General features: G+C 60.2%; 16 protein-coding genes. 11 read left to right on the top strand and 5 right to left on the bottom strand.

Annotation, left to right across the window (positions count from 1 at the left end; all coding sequences use genetic code 11):
* Positions 1-48: 48 nt before the first annotated feature.
* From GSQ75_RS01860 to GSQ75_RS01840, 5 genes are all read left to right on the top strand, one after another.
* Positions 49-579, top strand: a complete 531-nt coding sequence (locus GSQ75_RS01860) for a GNAT family N-acetyltransferase (protein ID WP_158752834.1) — start codon at positions 49-51, stop codon at positions 577-579.
* 335 nt (positions 580-914) lie between these two features.
* On the top strand, positions 915-5,384 hold the full coding sequence (locus GSQ75_RS01855; RefSeq protein WP_158752833.1) for an RHS repeat-associated core domain-containing protein: 4,470 nt from the start codon (positions 915-917) through the stop codon (positions 5,382-5,384).
* Positions 5,385-5,389: 5 nt separating this feature from the next.
* A complete protein-coding gene (locus GSQ75_RS01850) occupies positions 5,390-5,746 on the top strand; it encodes a hypothetical protein (RefSeq protein ID WP_158752832.1) in 357 nt (118 codons plus the stop codon).
* Between the two features lie 721 nt (positions 5,747-6,467).
* On the top strand, positions 6,468-7,151 hold the full coding sequence (locus tag GSQ75_RS01845) for a SinI family restriction endonuclease (RefSeq protein ID WP_158752831.1): 684 nt from the start codon (positions 6,468-6,470) through the stop codon (positions 7,149-7,151).
* A 9-nt stretch (positions 7,152-7,160) separates the two neighbouring features.
* Complete coding sequence (locus tag GSQ75_RS01840) at positions 7,161-7,715, top strand: hypothetical protein (RefSeq protein WP_158752830.1); 555 nt, start codon at positions 7,161-7,163, stop codon at positions 7,713-7,715.
* Between the two features lie 6 nt (positions 7,716-7,721).
* Here the strand turns inward: GSQ75_RS01840 and GSQ75_RS01835 are convergent, their stop codons facing one another.
* The gene (locus GSQ75_RS01835) at positions 7,722-9,197 is read right to left on the bottom strand and encodes a DNA cytosine methyltransferase (protein ID WP_158752829.1); all 1,476 of its coding nucleotides are present in this window, start codon (positions 9,195-9,197) and stop codon (positions 7,722-7,724) included.
* 213 nt (positions 9,198-9,410) lie between these two features.
* Here GSQ75_RS01835 and GSQ75_RS01830 point away from each other — a divergent pair, with 213 nt between their 5' ends.
* Entirely contained in the window at positions 9,411-9,653 is a 243-nt protein-coding gene (locus GSQ75_RS01830) for a hypothetical protein (protein WP_216840589.1), read from the top strand.
* A gap of 511 nt (positions 9,654-10,164) precedes the next feature.
* Here GSQ75_RS01830 and smpB read toward each other — a convergent pair.
* A complete protein-coding gene (smpB, locus tag GSQ75_RS01825) occupies positions 10,165-10,656 on the bottom strand; it encodes an SsrA-binding protein SmpB (RefSeq protein ID WP_158752827.1) in 492 nt (163 codons plus the stop codon).
* An 83-nt stretch (positions 10,657-10,739) separates the two neighbouring features.
* Between smpB and GSQ75_RS01820 the strand changes: the two genes are divergently transcribed.
* Entirely contained in the window at positions 10,740-11,171 is a 432-nt protein-coding gene (locus GSQ75_RS01820; RefSeq protein ID WP_158752826.1) for a type II toxin-antitoxin system RatA family toxin, read from the top strand.
* Entirely contained in the window at positions 11,164-11,442 is a 279-nt protein-coding gene (locus GSQ75_RS01815) for an RnfH family protein (protein WP_158752825.1), read from the top strand. Before GSQ75_RS01820 ends, GSQ75_RS01815 begins: the two co-directional genes overlap by 8 nt.
* Positions 11,443-11,473: 31 nt before the next feature.
* Here GSQ75_RS01815 and bamE read toward each other — a convergent pair whose 3' ends face one another.
* Entirely contained in the window at positions 11,474-11,962 is a 489-nt protein-coding gene (gene bamE / locus GSQ75_RS01810; RefSeq protein ID WP_158752824.1) for an outer membrane protein assembly factor BamE, read from the bottom strand.
* A 76-nt stretch (positions 11,963-12,038) separates the two neighbouring features.
* On the opposite strand from bamE, the gene fur reads away from it, so the two are divergent.
* Positions 12,039-12,461 carry a ferric iron uptake transcriptional regulator gene (fur, locus tag GSQ75_RS01805; protein WP_158752823.1) on the top strand — a complete coding sequence of 141 codons (423 nt, stop codon included), beginning with the start codon at positions 12,039-12,041 and terminating at the stop codon, positions 12,459-12,461.
* Positions 12,462-12,770: 309 nt separating this feature from the next.
* Here fur and GSQ75_RS01800 read toward each other — a convergent pair whose 3' ends face one another.
* Entirely contained in the window at positions 12,771-14,369 is a 1,599-nt protein-coding gene (locus tag GSQ75_RS01800; RefSeq protein WP_158752822.1) for an MASE1 domain-containing protein, read from the bottom strand.
* Positions 14,370-14,450: 81 nt separating this feature from the next.
* Between GSQ75_RS01800 and GSQ75_RS01795 the strand changes: the two genes are divergently transcribed.
* The gene (locus GSQ75_RS01795) at positions 14,451-15,086 is read left to right on the top strand and encodes a response regulator transcription factor (protein WP_158752821.1); all 636 of its coding nucleotides are present in this window, start codon (positions 14,451-14,453) and stop codon (positions 15,084-15,086) included.
* A 31-nt stretch (positions 15,087-15,117) separates the two neighbouring features.
* Here the strand turns inward: GSQ75_RS01795 and recN are convergent, their stop codons facing one another.
* Positions 15,118-16,791, bottom strand: a complete 1,674-nt coding sequence (gene recN / locus GSQ75_RS01790) for a DNA repair protein RecN (protein ID WP_158753860.1) — start codon at positions 16,789-16,791, stop codon at positions 15,118-15,120.
* Between the two features lie 137 nt (positions 16,792-16,928).
* Here recN and hrcA point away from each other — a divergent pair, with 137 nt between their 5' ends.
* The gene (gene hrcA / locus GSQ75_RS01785) at positions 16,929-17,990 is read left to right on the top strand and encodes a heat-inducible transcriptional repressor HrcA (protein WP_158752820.1); all 1,062 of its coding nucleotides are present in this window, start codon (positions 16,929-16,931) and stop codon (positions 17,988-17,990) included.
* Positions 17,991-18,013: the final 23 nt, after the last annotated feature.

Below are 18,013 nucleotides of genomic sequence, written 5' to 3'. Positions count from 1 at the left end.
CGTTCAAGGCGGACGGCTTCGCCGCCGCTTAACTCCAGCGTTAGGCCCATGATCTCGATCACGGCAATATCAGAAATCCATCTTCCAGATGTACAGCTCTACGCTTCCGACCCAAAAATCGGGGCCATGAGCAATCTTCCGTCGCCATACCCACAGAACGGTGCTGTGCAATGGTTTTCGGCAGTTTCGGAGCGCATTGCTGCGGGTCAGAGCCATGTCTTCGCTGTCGTATCTAAGGAATCTTTTTGCGGGATCATTTCTCTGAATGCCATCAATCATGAGGCTAAGAGCGCCGAGCTTGACTACTGGATCGCCAGCCCCTTTCAGCGACGCGGTATTGCAACTCAAGCCGCATCGCTTGCTATTCGGTACGCGACTGAAACACTTTCACCCCGCAAAATCTTCAGCGCTTGCCTGTCGTCAAACGAAGCATCTGCTCGCGTCCTAGAACACAATGGCTTCATCGAGATCAGTAGGCATCAGCTAAAGTCAGGCAAGTTTGTCGGGCATGAAATTCGGCGCTTCTGCCTTCAAATGCCTAACCATTCGTTCAAGGCGGACGCCTCCGGCGCCGCTTAACTCCAGCGTTAAACATCGTCCGCAGACGTCCCATCGGCGTTCGCCTACACAGTCGCACGCCATCTCCCGATAGTCGTCCTGCCGCCATCGCTGCACATTGATCTTGCTCGTGGAGTCTGGTTCCTCGCCGATGCACCGAGTACCCCCGAGCCATAGCAATCCCCCTTGCCCGGTTCACTGGCCCCCGAAAGGGGGCCTTTTTGTTTGGTGCGGATCATCACTTGGACAGAGGGCCAATCAGTCTTTGCGCGAATTTGCTATAAAGAGCACAGGGGTGTTCACCGTTCGCGTGAACTGAAGCAACGTCAACCAAGTCACCGTAGGGAAGAGGACGTATGTCACGACCAAGGACGCGTGTTGGACTGCTGTTCGGTCTGTTCCTGTGTGCTGCCATGCATGCCACCTCGGTGATGGCTAACAGTGGGTGGTGCCCTGCAAGCGAGCAGCCCGATTACGCTCAAGATCAGGTCTATTGTCAAGACACGATAACGCCAGATTATGCAGCGGAATATCCCTCGCTTTTTATCACGGCTCCATGTCACGTTACCAAGGTCGGGTGGGTTAACTCGGCACACACACTCATCACAGGTGAGTGGGTAATCACCATTTATAATCCGGAAAATGGTGGGGCATCCGCTGACTACGGTGGCAGCTGGTTTTGCCCTCCACCGCGCACACCCAGCCCCGCCAAAGCCCTCGGCAATCCGAACAAGTGCAATTGCGCCGCCGACCCGATCGATGTCGGTACGGGCAACGTCTTCCGCCGCGAAGAAGATTTCCACGCCGGTCACTGGCTGACCTTTGATCGTTACTACAACAGCGACCCCAATGCCGGGGTGGATACCTTTGGGCAGCACTGGCGCCACTCGTATTCCAATCGCATCACGTACACCCCAGGCACAACAGGCACCGGCACCGCCACGGTCACCCGTGAGGACGGTCGGGTCAGCACCTACGCGCTCTCCAGCGGCGCATGGGCTGGCGAGCCCGATGTCTTCGACGCCCTCTCCGAACAGACCGACACCAACGGCAACCCTACCGGCTGGACACTGCTGCGTGTCGATACGCGTAGCACCGAGCAGTACGACGCCACCGGCCACCTGCTCAGCATCCAGTACCAGGACGGCTTCACCACGACGCTGACCTACAGCACGGCGACCACGCCGATCACGATCGCGCCGGGTGTGGGTTACCTGATCACGATCACCGATGCCTCGCAGCGGACGATCCAGCTGACCTACACCAGCAGCGGCCTGATCAACCACGTCACCGCGCCCGATGGCGGGAGTTACAGCTACGGCTATAACGGCGCCGGTGATTTGGCGACGGTGACTTATCCCGACACGAGCGTCCTGACCTACCTCTACAACGAATCGGGCTACAGCGGCGGCGCGACGACACCAGGCTTGCTCACCGGCATCATCGACGAAAGCAACGTCCGCTACATGAGCTACAGCTACAACGCCGCGGGCCAAGCCATCAACAACCAGCTGGCGGGAGGCGTGGGCTCGTACACGATGACCTACAACAGCGACGGCTCGGCCGATGTACTCGATCCCTTGGGCACATCACGCCACCATGCCTTCACCACGATCATGGGCGTTCCCGACATCACGAGCGTCAACGGCACCTGCGAGGCCTGCGCGCCCATCAGTGCCTGGGCCTATGACTTCAATGGCCTAGTCAACCAGACCACGGATTACAACGGCAACGTCACCACCTACCAGCACGACGGCGACGGGATGGAAGCCGGCAGCGTCGAGGCCTCCACCAGCACCACGCCGCGACCGATCCAGACCGACTGGAACGACACCTTCCATGTGCCCACCGAGCGACGTTGGCTCGATTACAGCTACAACATCGTCACCAAGACCGACTGGATCTACAACGCCCGCGGCCAGGCGCTGGCCCAGTGCACCATCGACATGAGTGTGTCTGCGGCTGCGTCATACACATGCAGCGCCAGCGGCACGCCCCCGGCCGGCGTGCGCCGTTGGACCTACACCTATTGCGACACTGTCGGCACGGGCTGTCCGCAGGTGGGCTTGCGGCTCACGACGACAGGGCCGCGTACCGATCTCACCCAGACCACCACGTACAGCTACTACACCAGCAGCAGCGCGACCAATTGCGGTACGCCGGGAGGTGCTTGCCATCAGCCGGGCGACCTGTATCAAGTCACCGACGCCCTGGGTCACGTCACCACCTATGCCTCCTACGACGGCGACGGTCGGGTGACACGGATCACCGACGCCAACGGCGTCAATACCGACATGACGTATACCCCGCGGGGCTGGCTGGCTTCGCGTAGTGTCGGTGGCAGTACCACGAGCCTGACGTACTGGCCCTACGGCGAAGTGAAGACCCTTACCGATCCCGACAACGTCACCACGACCTTTGTCTACGACGGTGCCCATCGTCTGACCGATATCTACGATGCGCAGAGCAACGATCTTCACTACACATTGAATGCCGCGGGACAGAAAACCGGTGAACAGGTCATCACCGCTTCCGGTACCACGGTGCAAAGCAAGACCAGCAACTTCAACCCGCTGGGTCAGCTGACGGCGGTGATCGACGGCTTGGGCAAAACGGTCTTCAGTGCGACCTTCGGCGACAGCTACGACGGCAACGGCAACCTGACCCACAGCGCCGACGGTTTGACCTTCCAGCGCCAGCAAAACTTCGATGCGCTGAATCGCCTTTACAGCACAGTCGCCAACTACAACGGCACCGATACGGCGACCAACAACACCACGACGTCCGTGATCCGGGATGCCCAGGATCACCTGACCCAGGTGACCGATCCGCGCACCTACAATACCGTCTACACGTACGACGGCTTGGGCAATGTCACCACGCTACAAAGCCCCGATACCGGCACCAGCAGCTCCACCTTCGACGCGGCCGGCAATACCGTGACCCATACCGATGCGAAGGGAACGGTCGGAACATCGACCTACGATGCCCTCGACCGGCTGACAGGCACCAGCTACCCCAGCACCGTCAACAACGTCACCTACACCTACGACGAGAGCAATGCCGTGACCGGCTGTAGCGCCTCGAGCCCGATCGGCCGGCGCACGCGGATGCTCGAAAGCAGCGTAACCACGACGTACTGCTACGACGCGCGCGGCAACGTCATCCAGAAGACGCAGGGGGTGGCGGGCTTTACGGATGTCATCCACTACGGCTATACGGCCGCCGATCGACTGAACAGCGAAACGACGCCTGACCAGACGGCGATCAGCTACACCTTCAACAGCAACGGGCGTATCAGTGGCGTGCAGGTCACACCGAGCGGGAGTACGTCGTCGCCACCCACCGTGGTCAGCAACGTCGTATGGATGCCGTTCGGGCCGGTGGCCAGCTACACGCTGGGCAACGGTCAGGCCGTGACCCGGACATACGACGCCAACTACCGGCTCACCGACCTGACCACCCCGACGGCGTTCAACCTGCATTTTGCCCGCGATGTGATGGGCGACATCAGCGCCCGAGGCGCGGCGCCCGGTGCTAACCCCGCGGCAGAGACCTATCAATACGATCCGCTGTATCGGCTGACCAGCGTGACGGAAAGCGGCACGGTGCTGGAGAGCTACACCTACAACCGGGTGGGGGATCGGTTGAGCAAGACGGCGACCGGTCCGGATGTGGATGTGGGCACGTACAGCTACACCGCCGGCACGCATCAGCTGAGCAGCATCGGCAACGCCACACGTGCCTATGACGCGAACGGCAACACGACCGGCAGCGTGGTCGGTGGCCAGACCTATGGGTTTGCCTATAACGCACGCCAGCGGCCGACCCTGGCGCAGGCGAACGGGGTGACGGTGGGCACCTATATTTACAACGCGCTTGGGCAGCGGGTGGACAGCGCGGCCGCCACCACCGAGCGGTTTGACTATGACGAGGCGGGGCACCTTCTCGGTACGTACGGTGTTGGCCCCAAACGGATATACGTGTGGCTGGACGACCTGCCGATCGCCTTGGTGGATAACACCGTCAATGGCAGCGTCACCACCAGCACGGTCAACTACGTGATCGCTGATCAACTGGGCACCCCGCGGGCGGTGACCAACGGCGCCGGTACGGTCCTTTGGGGATGGGGTTATCAGGGCAATCCGTTCGGAGAGCAGCAGCCGACGTCATCGACAGGTTACGTGCTTAACCTGCGCTATCCCGGCCAGTACTACGACGCCGAGACAGAGACGGTGTACAACGGCTTCCGGAACTATGAGCCGGGGCTGGGGCGGTATTTGCAGAGTGATCCAATCGGGTTGGCTGGCGGTATATCGACCTATGCCTATGTCGGTGATGATCCGCTAAGTCATGTCGATCCATATGGGATGCAAGAAGTCGATCCGGCAGAAATAAGTGTCCCTGAACGAGATGCACTTCGAGACACTTTCGCGCCTCTGGAAGGCCCGAATATGGATGTAAGTCAAGAGGTGCTTGCTCGTAAATATGCAATGCAAGGCGGAGAGTGTTACGCCCCCGGTAAAGCACCTGATTTTGTTGTTACGCCAGATGGGACGGTATACCCCGTTCCCAGAGGTGCTTCGGGCCCAGATCCAGCCAACAGCGGGAAAGGCATGCAATTTCAAGGTGGCAGTGGCGGGAACGGGCTAGATCCCAAAACTTCCGGTTTCAGATTCATGGATCCTGTAACTTCGGGTAATTATCAATACCCCAATGGATACGGTTCTTACAATAACGCTAATGGACAAACGGTAAACCCTTATACGGGTAGCCCGAACATCTCAAAAACCGATCCACTCTGGCACATACCTCCCGGAGGATGAATTAAATGTCGAACGAAGAACTATTAAAATTTAAACTCCTTCAAAAAAAGCTCGTGTCGGTAACCTTTATTAAAGACTATCTGCAGCTAAATTTTGATGGCCCGTATTTTAATTTTTACGACTATCCGTCAATAAATGTAGGTGGTGAAATTTTCGATTCGAAAAAATTTGGTTACCGGGAACATATATGCAATTTAATAGGGTCAAAGGTTGTTTTAATAAAAGAAGATATTGATTCGAATATATCGATTAATTTCGATAATTCTTCCTCAGTTTCTTTATCTCTAAAGCCGGAAGATCGTTCCAGTGTCGAAATAGCAATGTTTCAGTCAGGATCAGGGGAAGGGTGGATTGTTTGGTAAATAGGCGATTTTGCACCAGACGGTCCACTCGGTTGGGAGCGACGATCTCATCGGCGGACATCCGCTACATCTAGGCGCTGCTGGGCCACGCCAGCGTGGCGACGACGGAGATCTACACTCACGTCTCGATCGACAAGCTGCAGCAGATCCACGCGGCCACGCACGCGGCGAAGCTAACCCGCACCGAGCGGGTAGCGACGGACGAGGAGCCCGTCCGCTGAACCGATCGAGCCGACCAAAATTGCGACAGTCGCAATTTTGGTCCGGGTCTATCTAGTCAGCGACGTTCGACGCTGCCGTGTTGTCGTTGTCGACATCCCAGTAGCCGGACATTGGCTCGCCGTCATCGCGCAGCACGCCGGCCAGCACGAGCTGCGTGGCCAGTGCGTTGGCGGCCGCGAGATCTGCGGCGTCCTGGCTGGTATCGGTGCCACTGGGCGATCCGCCGCAAGATGGGCGACACCTTCAGCGATCTGTTCGGCGAGCCATACAAGCCCAAAGGCATGCGCTGGCGCACCTTTGAACGCTACGCAGCCCGCGACGCCCAACTGGCCGAAGCGGGAAGGCATCTATCTGCAAAGCCTACTCGGGCGCCTGCAGCGTTATGGTTAAAGCGGCTTAGCCTATGGATTTAGGCTCGCTGACATGCGCAGGATGAAATTGTGTCTTTTCCTTTCGTCCCGTCGGCTTGCTACAGTGGTGGCATTCAAGGGGAAGTCAGATGGCATTCGTCAACGACGCAGAGCAAATTGCTCGTGATGCAATGGGGGCAGTCGATCCAGTGTTGGTCGACGCATACGCGGGCGTGATTCGCTTTCTCGCAGGACATCCGGAAGCCGCCTCGGCTATGCGGGGTTCATCTGCTCCTGCCATCGGCTCAACCGAGTATGTGCGCCGACAAGCTGCAGCCTTTGCCAAGGCACGCGACCCGAGAATTCCCCAGCCGCCAACTACAGTGCCAGACGAGATGGTATCCGTGATCCTCGTTTCCTATTTTGGAATCGCGGCGGAAGACGCTGAACGCGTTAAGCGCGAACACTTGCTTTCCATGGGCGCGGAAAATCTTATTGGGGATCTCCTTGAGCGATATCTAGCCTCAGTTCTTGAGCCGCGTGGGTGGGTTTGGTGTTCTGGTGCGATGGTTAGAGCCGCGGACTTTGTTAAGCCGCCCGAGAGACCAGCGGACGAATGGCGCCTGCTTCAGGTGAAGAATCGGGACAACTCCGAAAACTCCTCGTCAAGCGCGATTCGACTTGGCACGGAAATCGAGAAATGGCACCGCACCTTTTCCAGGCGTGTGGGTTCGAACTGGGGAGCTTTCCCCGACCCTGCGTTGCGTCAGCACCTTTCAGAAGCAGCGTTCAAAAAATTTGTCCGCGACTATTTGCACGCATTGCGTCCATAGGGAAAAGTCATGGAAGACAGAAATAAGGCGGTTCCCCATCACACCGAAGACAAGGGATGGTGGTATCTGCATGGCGAGAGGTTGGAGGAGACCTTTGTTCAACTTTGCCAAACGAAGTTACAGATCGAGGCCAAAATCAACCCTGATAAGACATATGACAAAACTGCCCCCGACCTTGTCGTGGAAGGCTGCCTCGCCGACCTCAAGACACAAAATACGCCTTTCTTCACGGCAGGGCGCTACCGGCTTGATCCACGTTTCGCTGTCACTTTCAACCGCAAAGACTATGAGCGCTACAAGGCGCTCTATCCGGAAATATTCATTTATTTCTGGCTGGACTGGAAGCAAACACAATGGCGAGACAGTCGAGTGGAGTACCTAGGCGGGTTTTTCCGTCTACCTTTCCGGGAAGTCGCCGATCTCATTGAAAAGGGAGCTCCTGAGCACACCTATATCCATCGACGCGATCCAGGCGATACGAACGCAAAGTCGTCGTTCCTCCTAGACATTCGACGATTCGAGGAGCTTTTCAGCGTCGGGAAGCGCGACGAGGCTTCTTTCTAGCGTCCGTCAAGCTACCTTGAACAAGTCAGCCTGAAGGCTCTCCGCCGATCCCTTGGGAGAGCGGCGCCGTGGCTTGGCCTTCTCTTCTGTCAGATCCATCCGTGCTCGGATATTGGCCTCCCAAGAAACGTCATCGGTGCCTTTGTAGCGGCTGAACGGGAACCCAGTAGGCGGGCGCTCGTCCAAACCAGCCATATTGGCGAGAATCGCACGGCCGACTGCTTCGCCGAGTCCGACCGGGACAGCGTTGCCGATTTGCTTGTACTTGTCAGTCAGGGAGCCGCACATGATCCAATTATCGGGGAATTGCTGGATTCGCATGTATTCCTGCACAGATAGAGGGCGGTGCTCGGTCGGGTGGCAGATGTCCGTCGCAGGCATCGTCGGTGATGTCACGAGCGTGCAAGATGGCTTGTCCCAGTCAAGTCGACGTAGGAACCCGGTCTTGCCGCCGCCAGAGTCCAACGAGCCGCCGAGAGCATCCCTGTGCAGATCCTTGGGAAGATGTTTCCAATACTGGCCCGAGCTGAGCATACGGTAGAACCGCAGCCTCGCCTCCGGAAATTCCTCGTGGTCACCTGCTTTCGGGTCGATGCCCTTTAAGGCCTCGCGTAACGTCCTCCATTTTGGCAAATCGAAAGAGCCATCTTGTGAGTGCGTTGGCATGAGATGCGGCAGCTTTTTCCCGTCGCGGGAGCAAAGCAAGATAACGCGCTCACGCGACTGCGGCACGCCGAAGTTCGCTGAATTGTAGAGATTGAAGGAGACGCCATAGCCTCCTGCGCGCAGCATTCCAAGGACGTGCATTAGCGCGCCACCAGGGAGCTCCTCCCGATCTGGAATCCATCCCTCGTTACGTTCGACGTGGGGTGTATGGCTCATAGGGGCTGACATCAGTCCACGAACATTCTCGATCACGGCGTATCGTGGTCGCAGGGCGAGAATCAACTCGACATAGCGCAGCAAAGCGTTACCGCGATCGTCCTTGAATCCGCGCCTAGCGCCGGCCGTTGAAAAGGCCTGACATGGGGGTCCCCCGACGATCACGTCGATCTCGTCCTTAGATCTGAGTCCAGCGGCGGCGCGGATTTCCTCTGGCGTGTACTTCCATACGTCCCCTAGAAGGGCAATATCAGGACGGTTGGCTGTAATAGTGCGCCTGCAGGTCTTGTCGAATTCACAAGCAAGAAGCAGGTGAATGCCAGCTTTTTCGAGTCCTTGGTCAAGACCCATTGCTCCGGAAAAGAACGAAAGCGCCCTGATCTTGGGAAGCGGTCCAGGAGTGCGGGATTTGTCCTCTGGAGGCTTGGTTGCACCACCCATTTGGTAAGCTTCTACCGCGGCCTCTGTCGTCAGCCATTGCTTGCCTACCTGACGGCCCTCGATGGCGCCGGAACGCAGAAGAGTCCGAACACGCTGCTCGGAAACGCTCAAACGAGCCGATGCCTCTTTAGCAGAAATTACTTCGGGTATATTTTCCATTTCGTCCTCGAAACTTTACTAATACCCGGGAACTCTAGCACGAGATTTGCGACTTGAGTGAGTCAAATCGGGCTTGACACCTTCTTAGGCTTTCCGACTTCGCCCGACACGCACCATGGGCAATATCCGACAGACAGATCAACTGGAGGGTTGCATCCTTCCCATGCCCCGCAAGTCTGGCCCGATCCGACTGCTTGTCAGGCGCAAGCCGACATGGAACGCAGCCAGGTGGAACCGACGAACCGGGGCACCAATTCCCTCGCGAGAGTGCCGACCATGCTTGAAGTTCGCCCCGCGTCCGACGGCTTCATGGTGTACGACACCGATGCCGACGAGCCAATCGTCAGGTTCCGCAGCCGCACCGAAGCGGACGAGCTGGCTGCCACGCTGCAGATTCAGGAAGTACACGCGCAGCTGGCGCGTTGGTCAGTGGACGCGGAACAGACCGTACATTGATCGCAGCAGGCTTTAGCCAACGCCGGTATGTCACCACGGCCCCGGCCAAGAACGACCGCATAGCCGCAATGCACGCCCGCCACAGCCCGCTACGCGCCCGCGTGATTGCCGGACGGCAGCTCTCCGCTAACAGGGGCCGAAACAATGCCAGCTCGTTTCTTGTGTCCCTAAGGAATGGGCGACGGCACCCGCCAAGGGTCACAAAGTGCGATGAAGTGCCATGCTGGCTGCCTAAAGTAGATTGGAATAGAAATTTGTGACCAGTACGCGCGCGCGGGGCTTCCCGGCGGCAGTTCAAATGGACGGACGACTTCCAACAGACGGGGTTCTGCGGCTGGGCAGCACCTGAGGCTAAACGGTAACTTTGGCGGTAACGAACTCGATAATTTTTCTTGAACCGTTGCAGCGCAGGGCTTCCGGCGGGTAGTTAAATAGACGCCACCTCCACCAATAAGCAAAAAGCCCCTGATGAAAATCAGGGGCTTTTTGCTGCGCAGTGTCTTGTGCAGTCTCAGGCGCTGCGGTTGTGTGAACGCATGGTGCGCTGCTTCTCGATCTGCCAGTCGCGCTGCTTCTCGGTGTCGCGCTTGTCGTGCTCCTGCTTGCCGCGTGCAAGGCCGATCTCGACCTTGACTTTGTTGCCTTTCCAGTACATCGCGGTGGGTACCAGGGTGTAACCCTTGCGCTCGACGGCGCCGACCAGCTGGTCGATTTCCTTTCGATGCAGCAGCAGCTTGCGGGTGCGTCGATCTTCGGCAATGACGTGGGTGGAGGCGCTGATCAGTGGCGGGATCGAGGCACCGACCAGGAAGATCTCGTTCTTCAGGACAACCGCGTAGCTGTCGCCGAAGTTGATGCGGCCGGCACGCAGCGCCTTCAGCTCCCAGCCCTGCAGGGCAACGCCGGCTTCGAAACGCTGGTCGATGTGATATTCGAAACGCGAGCGTTTGTTGAGCGCGATGGTGCCGCCGCCCTTGTTGTCTTTGTCCTTTGCCTTGGCCATGTCCGTTAAACTCGGGCCTCGATGCCCTGATGCCGATCCCGCCTCTTGCAGGGCTGGATCAAGCGTGATGTGAAGAGGTTACTGTGATCGAAATCCGCCGCAGCGCCCTGGTGAAATATTCGCCAGCGCAGATGTTCGACTTGGTCAATGAGGTCGAAGCATACCCAAAGCGTTTCCCATGGTGTGCCGGTGCCGAGATTCTCGAACGTCAGGGTGATGCGTTGGTGGCGCGGCTGGATCTCAAGTTCGCCGGGTTCCACCAGAGCTTTACCACCCGCAACACGGTCGAGCGACCCGCGCGCCTGCAGATGAGCCTCGTCGATGGTCCGTTCCGCAGCCTCGACGGCGTGTGGGATTTCATTGCCCTGGGTGATGCAGGGTGCAAGGTCGCCTTTGCGCTGGACTTCGATTATGCCGGCAGGCTGGGTGGGAGTGCCCTGAAGCTTGGTTTCCAGGGATTGGCAGGACGCATGGTGGACGATTTTTGCAGTGAAGCCGAGCGCGTATATGGCTGAGCGCTCGATCACGGTGGAAGTGGTCCATGCGGACGCCGGGCGACAGACCCTGCGCCGGGTGGAGCTGGCTGATGGCAGCACGGTCATGCAGGCGATCGAAGCTTCCGGCATCGTCGAGCTGATCCCGGACGGCGCAGTGGATCCGCACCGTCTGGGTATCTTCGCGCGGAAGGCCACCCCGGATCAGCAGGTGCATGACGGCGACCGGATCGAGATCTACCGGTCGCTGCTGCTCGATCCGATGGAAGCGCGCCGGCGGCGGGCACGCTGAGGGCAATCAGCCGCCTTGGCGCGTGGCTGGATCAATGACCGTTGTTGTCGCCGCTGCTGCTGCCACCGTTGCTGTCACCACCGTTGCTGAAGCCACCGCCATTCTTGTTGTCATCCGGCGACTTGCTCTTGTCGCCCTCGGTTTCGTTGACCGGGTAGCCAGAGTGGTACTTCTTGCTGTCCTTCACCAGCTGCTGGGCGTCCTGCGCGAAGAAGTCGCCCTCGGTGCGCACCAGCGTATCGTTGTTGAAGGTCAGCGTGAACGTGCGCACCTTGATCGTCCCGCCACGATGCTGCTGGGTGGAAACATAGTCCCAGCGGCTCTGGTCGAACGGTGTGCTGACCGACGGCGTACCCATCAGCACCAGTACCTGATGCTTGGTCATGCCGGGCTTCAGCTGATCCACCGTTTTCTTGTCGAGCAGGTTGCCTTGCTGCACGTCGGGTGTATAGACGAAGTGGCAGCCGGCGATGGAAAGCGCCAGCACGGCGAAAACCAGCAGGTTGATCAGCTTTTGCATGCGTGTTGCGTCCGGATCGTAAAGGTGTCGGATGATACACTACCGGCTTGGCAACGCCGTGTGCGGAGAGTAGGCAATGGAACAGGAAACCAAAGAACTGCGCAGGGTTGGCCTGAAGGTGACTCACCCGCGCATGCGCATCCTGCAGATCTTTGACGAGGAAGGGGTACAGCACCTCACCGCCGAAGATGTCTACAAGAACTTGCTCGCCCACCAGGAAGACATTGGCTTGGCGACGGTATACCGCGTGCTGACTCAGTTCGAGGCAGCCGGTATCATCGTCAAGCATAATTTCGAGGGTGGTCAGGCTGTCTACGAACTCGACCGTGGCAAACATCATGACCACATGATTGATGTGGACAGCGGGAAAGTGATTGAGTTCGTCAGCGAGGAGATCGAGCGGCTGCAGCACGAGATAGCCGCCAAGCATGGGTATGTGATCGAGGATCACAGCCTGGTGCTGTATGTGCGGCCGAAACAGCGGGCCCGTAAATCCTGAGCTGCGGGTCGTTTGCGGATAAGTTGACCGCCGCCCTCAAGCCGGACGGCGAATTTCGCGCATAAAAAAGCCGCAAGGAGGACTCCTGTCCGCTTGCGGCTGCTCCGCTACCTGATCGCAATTAGCTATCGACGAGATACTCGCGATGGCCAGCATTGTCGCCAGGTAGCGGCGAAACGGCATCCTGCCGTTGTTCCAGAGCCGCCGTCCCCACGGCAACTCTGAATCCACCATCTTGCGATGGTGGCTCCCCCACATCGATGACTTAATCATAACGATGTCTTTACGTTTCCGGTATCGGAAAAATTCCTAGTTCTGACGCCCCATTTCCGCAGGATTATTGTTGCTGCGCAACAAGATACGGAGATGGACCCCGGCATGATCGGCGCGCAGGCGAAACTGGCCGCCCAGTGAGGTGACCCGGTCGCGCATGCCTTGCAGACCGCGGCCACCGCGGGGCAATCGGCTGGGCAGGCCGGCACCGTTGTCACGCAGGTCCAGCAGCGCGAGTGCGATGCCCTGGCGCTCGCCGATCCGCAGGCGTAACCAGAATTCGCTGGCCTGTGCGTGCTTGACGGCGTTGGTCGCGCTTTCCTGGGCCAGCCGGTAGATCGCGGTGCGAGTGTCGTCATCGAGCAGGCGCGGATCGCCGTGCAATTCGGTGTGATAGATCATTCCTGCGGTATTCAGCAGATCCCGTATCGGACCTTCATCGAGCGCGCGCAACAGTCCGAACTCGTCCAGCACGGCAGGGCGCAGGTCGTCCAACAGACGGTGCAGGGCGCGCCGCATGTGGGCCAGGATGGTATTGATCGAGGCGCTGATGTCTTCCATGCCGGCCTGATGCAGGCGTGTCTGGGCCAGCTTCACATGGGTCTGGATCGCGGTGATGTTCTGGCCCAGCTCGTCGTGCAGTTCGGCGGCGAGGTGCCGGCGCTGGTTTTCGTCCGCCTGCAGATTGCCGCGGGCGGCGCTGCGCAATTGATGGGCAAGCTGATCCAGCCGGCGATTGACTGCACCCAGATAGATGTTCTGTTCGGCTACCCGTTCGCTGCTGCGGCGCAGAGCATCGGTGGCCGAGCCCAGCATGAGTGCGCCGGTACCGGCGACGGCCAGGAACAGATAAGCGGCCGCGGAAGATGGGGCATGCCCCAGGTGCTGGTCGACCAGGGTCATGCCCAGGCTGGAGATGATCATCGCCAGGCTGGCGCCGCGCCAGCCATGGCGAAATGCGAAGAACAACACAGGTGCCAGCGACAGCACGCGGGCGAATTGCGGTTGCGGCGCTGCCTGCTCGGACAACACCAGTAGGATCGCCATGGATGGCAGCATTACCAGCAGCCCATCCATCAGCAGGCTGGCCATGGCTCGGTGGTCGATCCGGCTGCGCAGCAGCATGATCATCAGCGGCACGATCAGCAGGATGCCCAGGTAATGGCTGAGCAAATCCTCGCCGAGAACACCCAGCATAAGATCGGGTGAGTGGGGTGTCTGGATGAGTGCCAGCAAGGCTGCGTCCACGGCGGTGGTAGCGGTCACGATCAGCACCACCGAAAGCATCAGCCGGGTCACTTCCTGCGGGCTCTGCAAACTGGGGTGGAGGTTGAATCGCCGCAGCAGCCACAGGCCGGCAGCCATTACCAGCGGCTCGGGAAGTTCATCGAAGGCGAAGCCGATCCAGCCCAGAGGCAGACCATGGGCCACGCTGATGCCGGCCGTGGCGACCAGTTCCGCACCGAGCAGCCAGCCCCAGTAGCGCACCGGGGTGAGCAGCAGGGCGCCAAAGCGCAGGCCGTACGGCAGCATCCAGTAAGGTTGCACGGTCGGCCACAGCAGCAGCCATAGCAACAGGTAGCCTGCGCCAAGCAATGGGCCGGAGTCGGGCAAGCGGAGTGGTTTCAGGCGCATGCGCCGATGGTACATGCGTGATTCGCACGAATGCTGCGGCGCGGCCTGCCTAAGTCTCGCATCCCTGTGTACAGTAGCGGCATGTACAGCATTGTTCTGGTCGATGACCACGCCATCGTTCGTGAAGGTTTCAAGCGGCTGATCGAAATGGAGCCTGATCTCGATGTGGTGGCTGAATGCCGCAACGCCGATGATGCGGTGGAGGCTGTTGGTCAGTGGCACCCCGACCTGGTGGCACTGGATCTGTCCCTGCCTGATGGCAGTGGATTGCCATTGATCGAACATCTGCTCAGCGTGTCGGCAGAGACGCGCATCGTGGTGTTGAGCATGCATGACGGCGAGCCGTATGTATCAGAGGCACTCCGCCGTGGTGCCAGTGGTTACGTCACCAAGGGCGTGGCGCCGGAAGAGCTGGTAGCTGGCCTGCGCGCGGTGATGCATGGGGAGTGCTTTCTCAGCTCGGACTTGCGCCAGCGCCGGGCCGAACGGCCGAACGCAGCGCTGGATCCGATCAATCGGCTGACCACGCGCGAACGCGAGGTGTTCCTGCTGCTGGCCGGTGGTCGCGCCCCCAAGCAGGTGGCGGCCGAGCTGGGGATTGGTCAGAAGACCGTCTATATCCATCGCGCCAGCCTGATGGGCAAGCTGGGTGCGGGTTCGGAACTGGATCTGTACCGGATGGCGAGCGAGCGCGGGTTGTTGCCGGTCAAAGGTTGAGCCGTGCATGAGCGCAATGCGCTCATGCCGATCAAGCGGTCTGTGCCCGTTCCAGCATCTGTTTTGCATGCGCGCGGGTTTCGCGGGTGATCTCGACGCCGCCCAGCATGCGCGCCAGTTCGTCACGACGGCCGCCGGCATCGAGCCGATCGATGCGCGTGTGGGTGGAGTCGCCATCGCTGTGCTTGCTCACCAGCAGATGGGCGTGACCTTGCGCAGCCACCTGCGGCAGATGGGTGACGCATAGCACCTGGCGTTGGCCGCCCAGCGCACGGAGCTTCTGTCCGACCACTTCGGCCACGGCGCCGCCGATGCCGGTGTCCACCTCGTCGAAGATCATGCTGCCGACGGTGTCCTTGCCCAGCGTGGCGACCTCGATCGCAAGGCTGATACGCGCCAGTTCGCCACCGGAGGCTACCTTGCGCAATGGCCGCGGAGGTTGGCCCGGATTGGCGCTGACCAGCAGTTCGCACCGCTCGCGGCCCTGCGGGTCCGGTTCGTCGCTGGCAACCGTCTCCAGCTCAATCTTCAACTGGCCACCAGCCATGCCCAGCTCGGCCATCAGGATGCTGACCTCGGTGTCCAATCGACTGGCGGCGGTCGCACGCGCCACGCTGAGCTCGGCCGCCGCGCTCGCGTGGTCGTGCTGCAGGCGCTGGCGTTGTGCGGCCAGTTGATCCAGTGCATCGCCAGCGCCCTCCAGTTCGGCCAGCTCCGTACGCAGCCCGGCCAACTTGTCGTGCAGTTCGGCAACCGGCAGCCGATGCCGGCGCGACAGCTCGTGCAGGCGGCCCAGGTGGTTGTCCACTTCCGTATAGCGTTCCGGGTCGAGGTCGACATCCTGCGCATAGCGGCCCAGGCCGTCCGCCGCTTCGCCAAGTTCGATGGTGGCGTTATCGAGGAGCTCCAATAGTGGCGACAGCTTGTCATCCAGCGCAGCGAGCTTGCCCAGCTCGGAGTGGGCGCGACCGAGTGCGCGCCGCAGTGCGAATTCGCTGTCGCCGTCGAGCAGTTCGACCACGCCGGCAGCTCCTTCGGCCAGTCGTCCGGCATTGGCGAGGCGCCGGTGGTTTGCCTCGAGCTCAGTCAGTTCGGTTGCCGGCAGCACCCATTTTTCGAGTTCGCCCAGTTCGTGGCGCAGCAGCTCGATGCGTTGTTCGCGATCCTCGCCACCGCTCAATTTGCGCATGCGTGCACCGAGCTCACGCCATTGCAGCGCACTGTCGCGCACCTGGGCCAGCAGCACTTCGTGGCCTGCATAGGCGTCGAGCAGGCTCATCTGGTGCGAACGCGACAGCAGCGCCTGATGCTCGTGCTGGCCGTGGATCTCGACCAGCAGCGAAGCCAGCTCACCGAGCTGACGGGTGTTCGCCGGGCGGCCGTTGATCCATGCCTTGGAACTGCCTTCGGTACGGATCACCCGCCGCAGCTGACACACACCATCCTCGTCCAGCTCCTCGCGTTGCAACCAGTCGCGGGCTTCAGGCAGCTCGGCCAGGTCAAACTCGGCGGCAAGCTCGGCCCGGTCGCTGCCGGCGCGCACCATGCCACTGTCGGCGCGAGCCCCAGCCAGCAGCATCAAGGCGTCGACCAGCAGTGATTTGCCGGCGCCGGTTTCGCCGCTGACCACGGTCAGGCCCGGGCCGAACGCGATCTCGGCGGCTTCGACGACGGCAAAATGACGAACGTAGAGCGAAGTGAGCATGGGCAGGCAGGTGGTGGGGTCGAGGGATTGTAACGGCAGGCCGGTGGCGCAAAACACAGCTTCCACTTGCAAGCCGCGCGCGCAGACCTTATTTCTGTCGGGTCTCAAGGATTGCAACACATGGATCACCGCAGCGCATGATCAACCCGCTTGGCCACGATCTCGATGCCCGTACGCGGCGCCTGTTGCGTACGCTGATCGCCCAGTATCTGGTCGACGGTGAGCCGGTAGGCTCACGCACGCTGTCGCGTTCGTCGGGGCTGGATGTCAGCCCGGCCACCATCCGCAACATCATGGCTGACCTCGAAGATGCTGGCCTGGTTTCCTCGCCGCATACCTCGGCCGGGCGCGTGCCGACACCGCGCGGGCTGCGTCTGTTCGTCGACAGCCTGCTCGAATTGAAACCATTGCCGCATGAGGAAATGGCGCGACTGCAGCGTGAACTGCCGCCGGGGCCGACCACCACGCTCGACCTGCTCGGCAATGCTTCAGCCCTGCTGTCGGCGATGACCCGCTTTGCCGGCGTGGTCACGGTGCCGCGTCAGGTCGATTTTCCGCTGCGTCACATCGATTTTGTGCCACTGCCGGATGCCCGAGTGCTGGTGATCCTGGTGTTTACCGACAACCAGGTGCAGAACCGTATCGTGCAACTGGCCAAGCCGCTGCACAGCCATGAGCTGGAGCAGGCCGCGAATTACCTCAACAGCCAGTTTGCCGGCTTGCGCGTGGATGACATCCGCGCCCACCTGCTGGCCGAATTGCGCGAGGCCGGCAGCGAGCTCAACCGGTTGCTTGCCAGCACGATGGAGCTGGCCACCGCCTCATTTGCACCGCAGGCAGGCGGCACGGACGTGCTGGTCAGTGGCCAGACCAACCTGATGGCCTATTCGGAACTGGCCGACCTGCAACGCTTGCGCGAACTGTTCGATGCGTTCCAGCAGAAGAATGAGCTGCTGCAATTGATGGAGGTCTGTGCCAAGGCGCCCGGCGTCAGGCTGTTCATCGGCGAGGAGTCCGGTTTCACGGCGCTCGATGGCTGTAGCGTGGTCACCGCCAGTTACGGCGCGCAGGGGCGTGTGCTGGGCGCGGTGGGGGTGATCGGACCGACCCGGATGGCTTATGAACGGGTGATCCCGGTGGTCCAGGCGACTGCCGGATTGCTCAGCGACGCCTTGAATCGCGCCGCCACGACCCTATAACCGCAACGGGAAGCGGGATTCTC

The sequence above is a fragment of the Dyella sp. S184 genome, assembly GCF_009766065.1.
Classification (GTDB): Bacteria; Pseudomonadota; Gammaproteobacteria; order Xanthomonadales; family Rhodanobacteraceae; genus Rhodanobacter.
The sequence above is the reverse complement of the archived record's forward strand: the minus strand, read 5'-3'. Positions and strand labels throughout refer to the sequence as shown.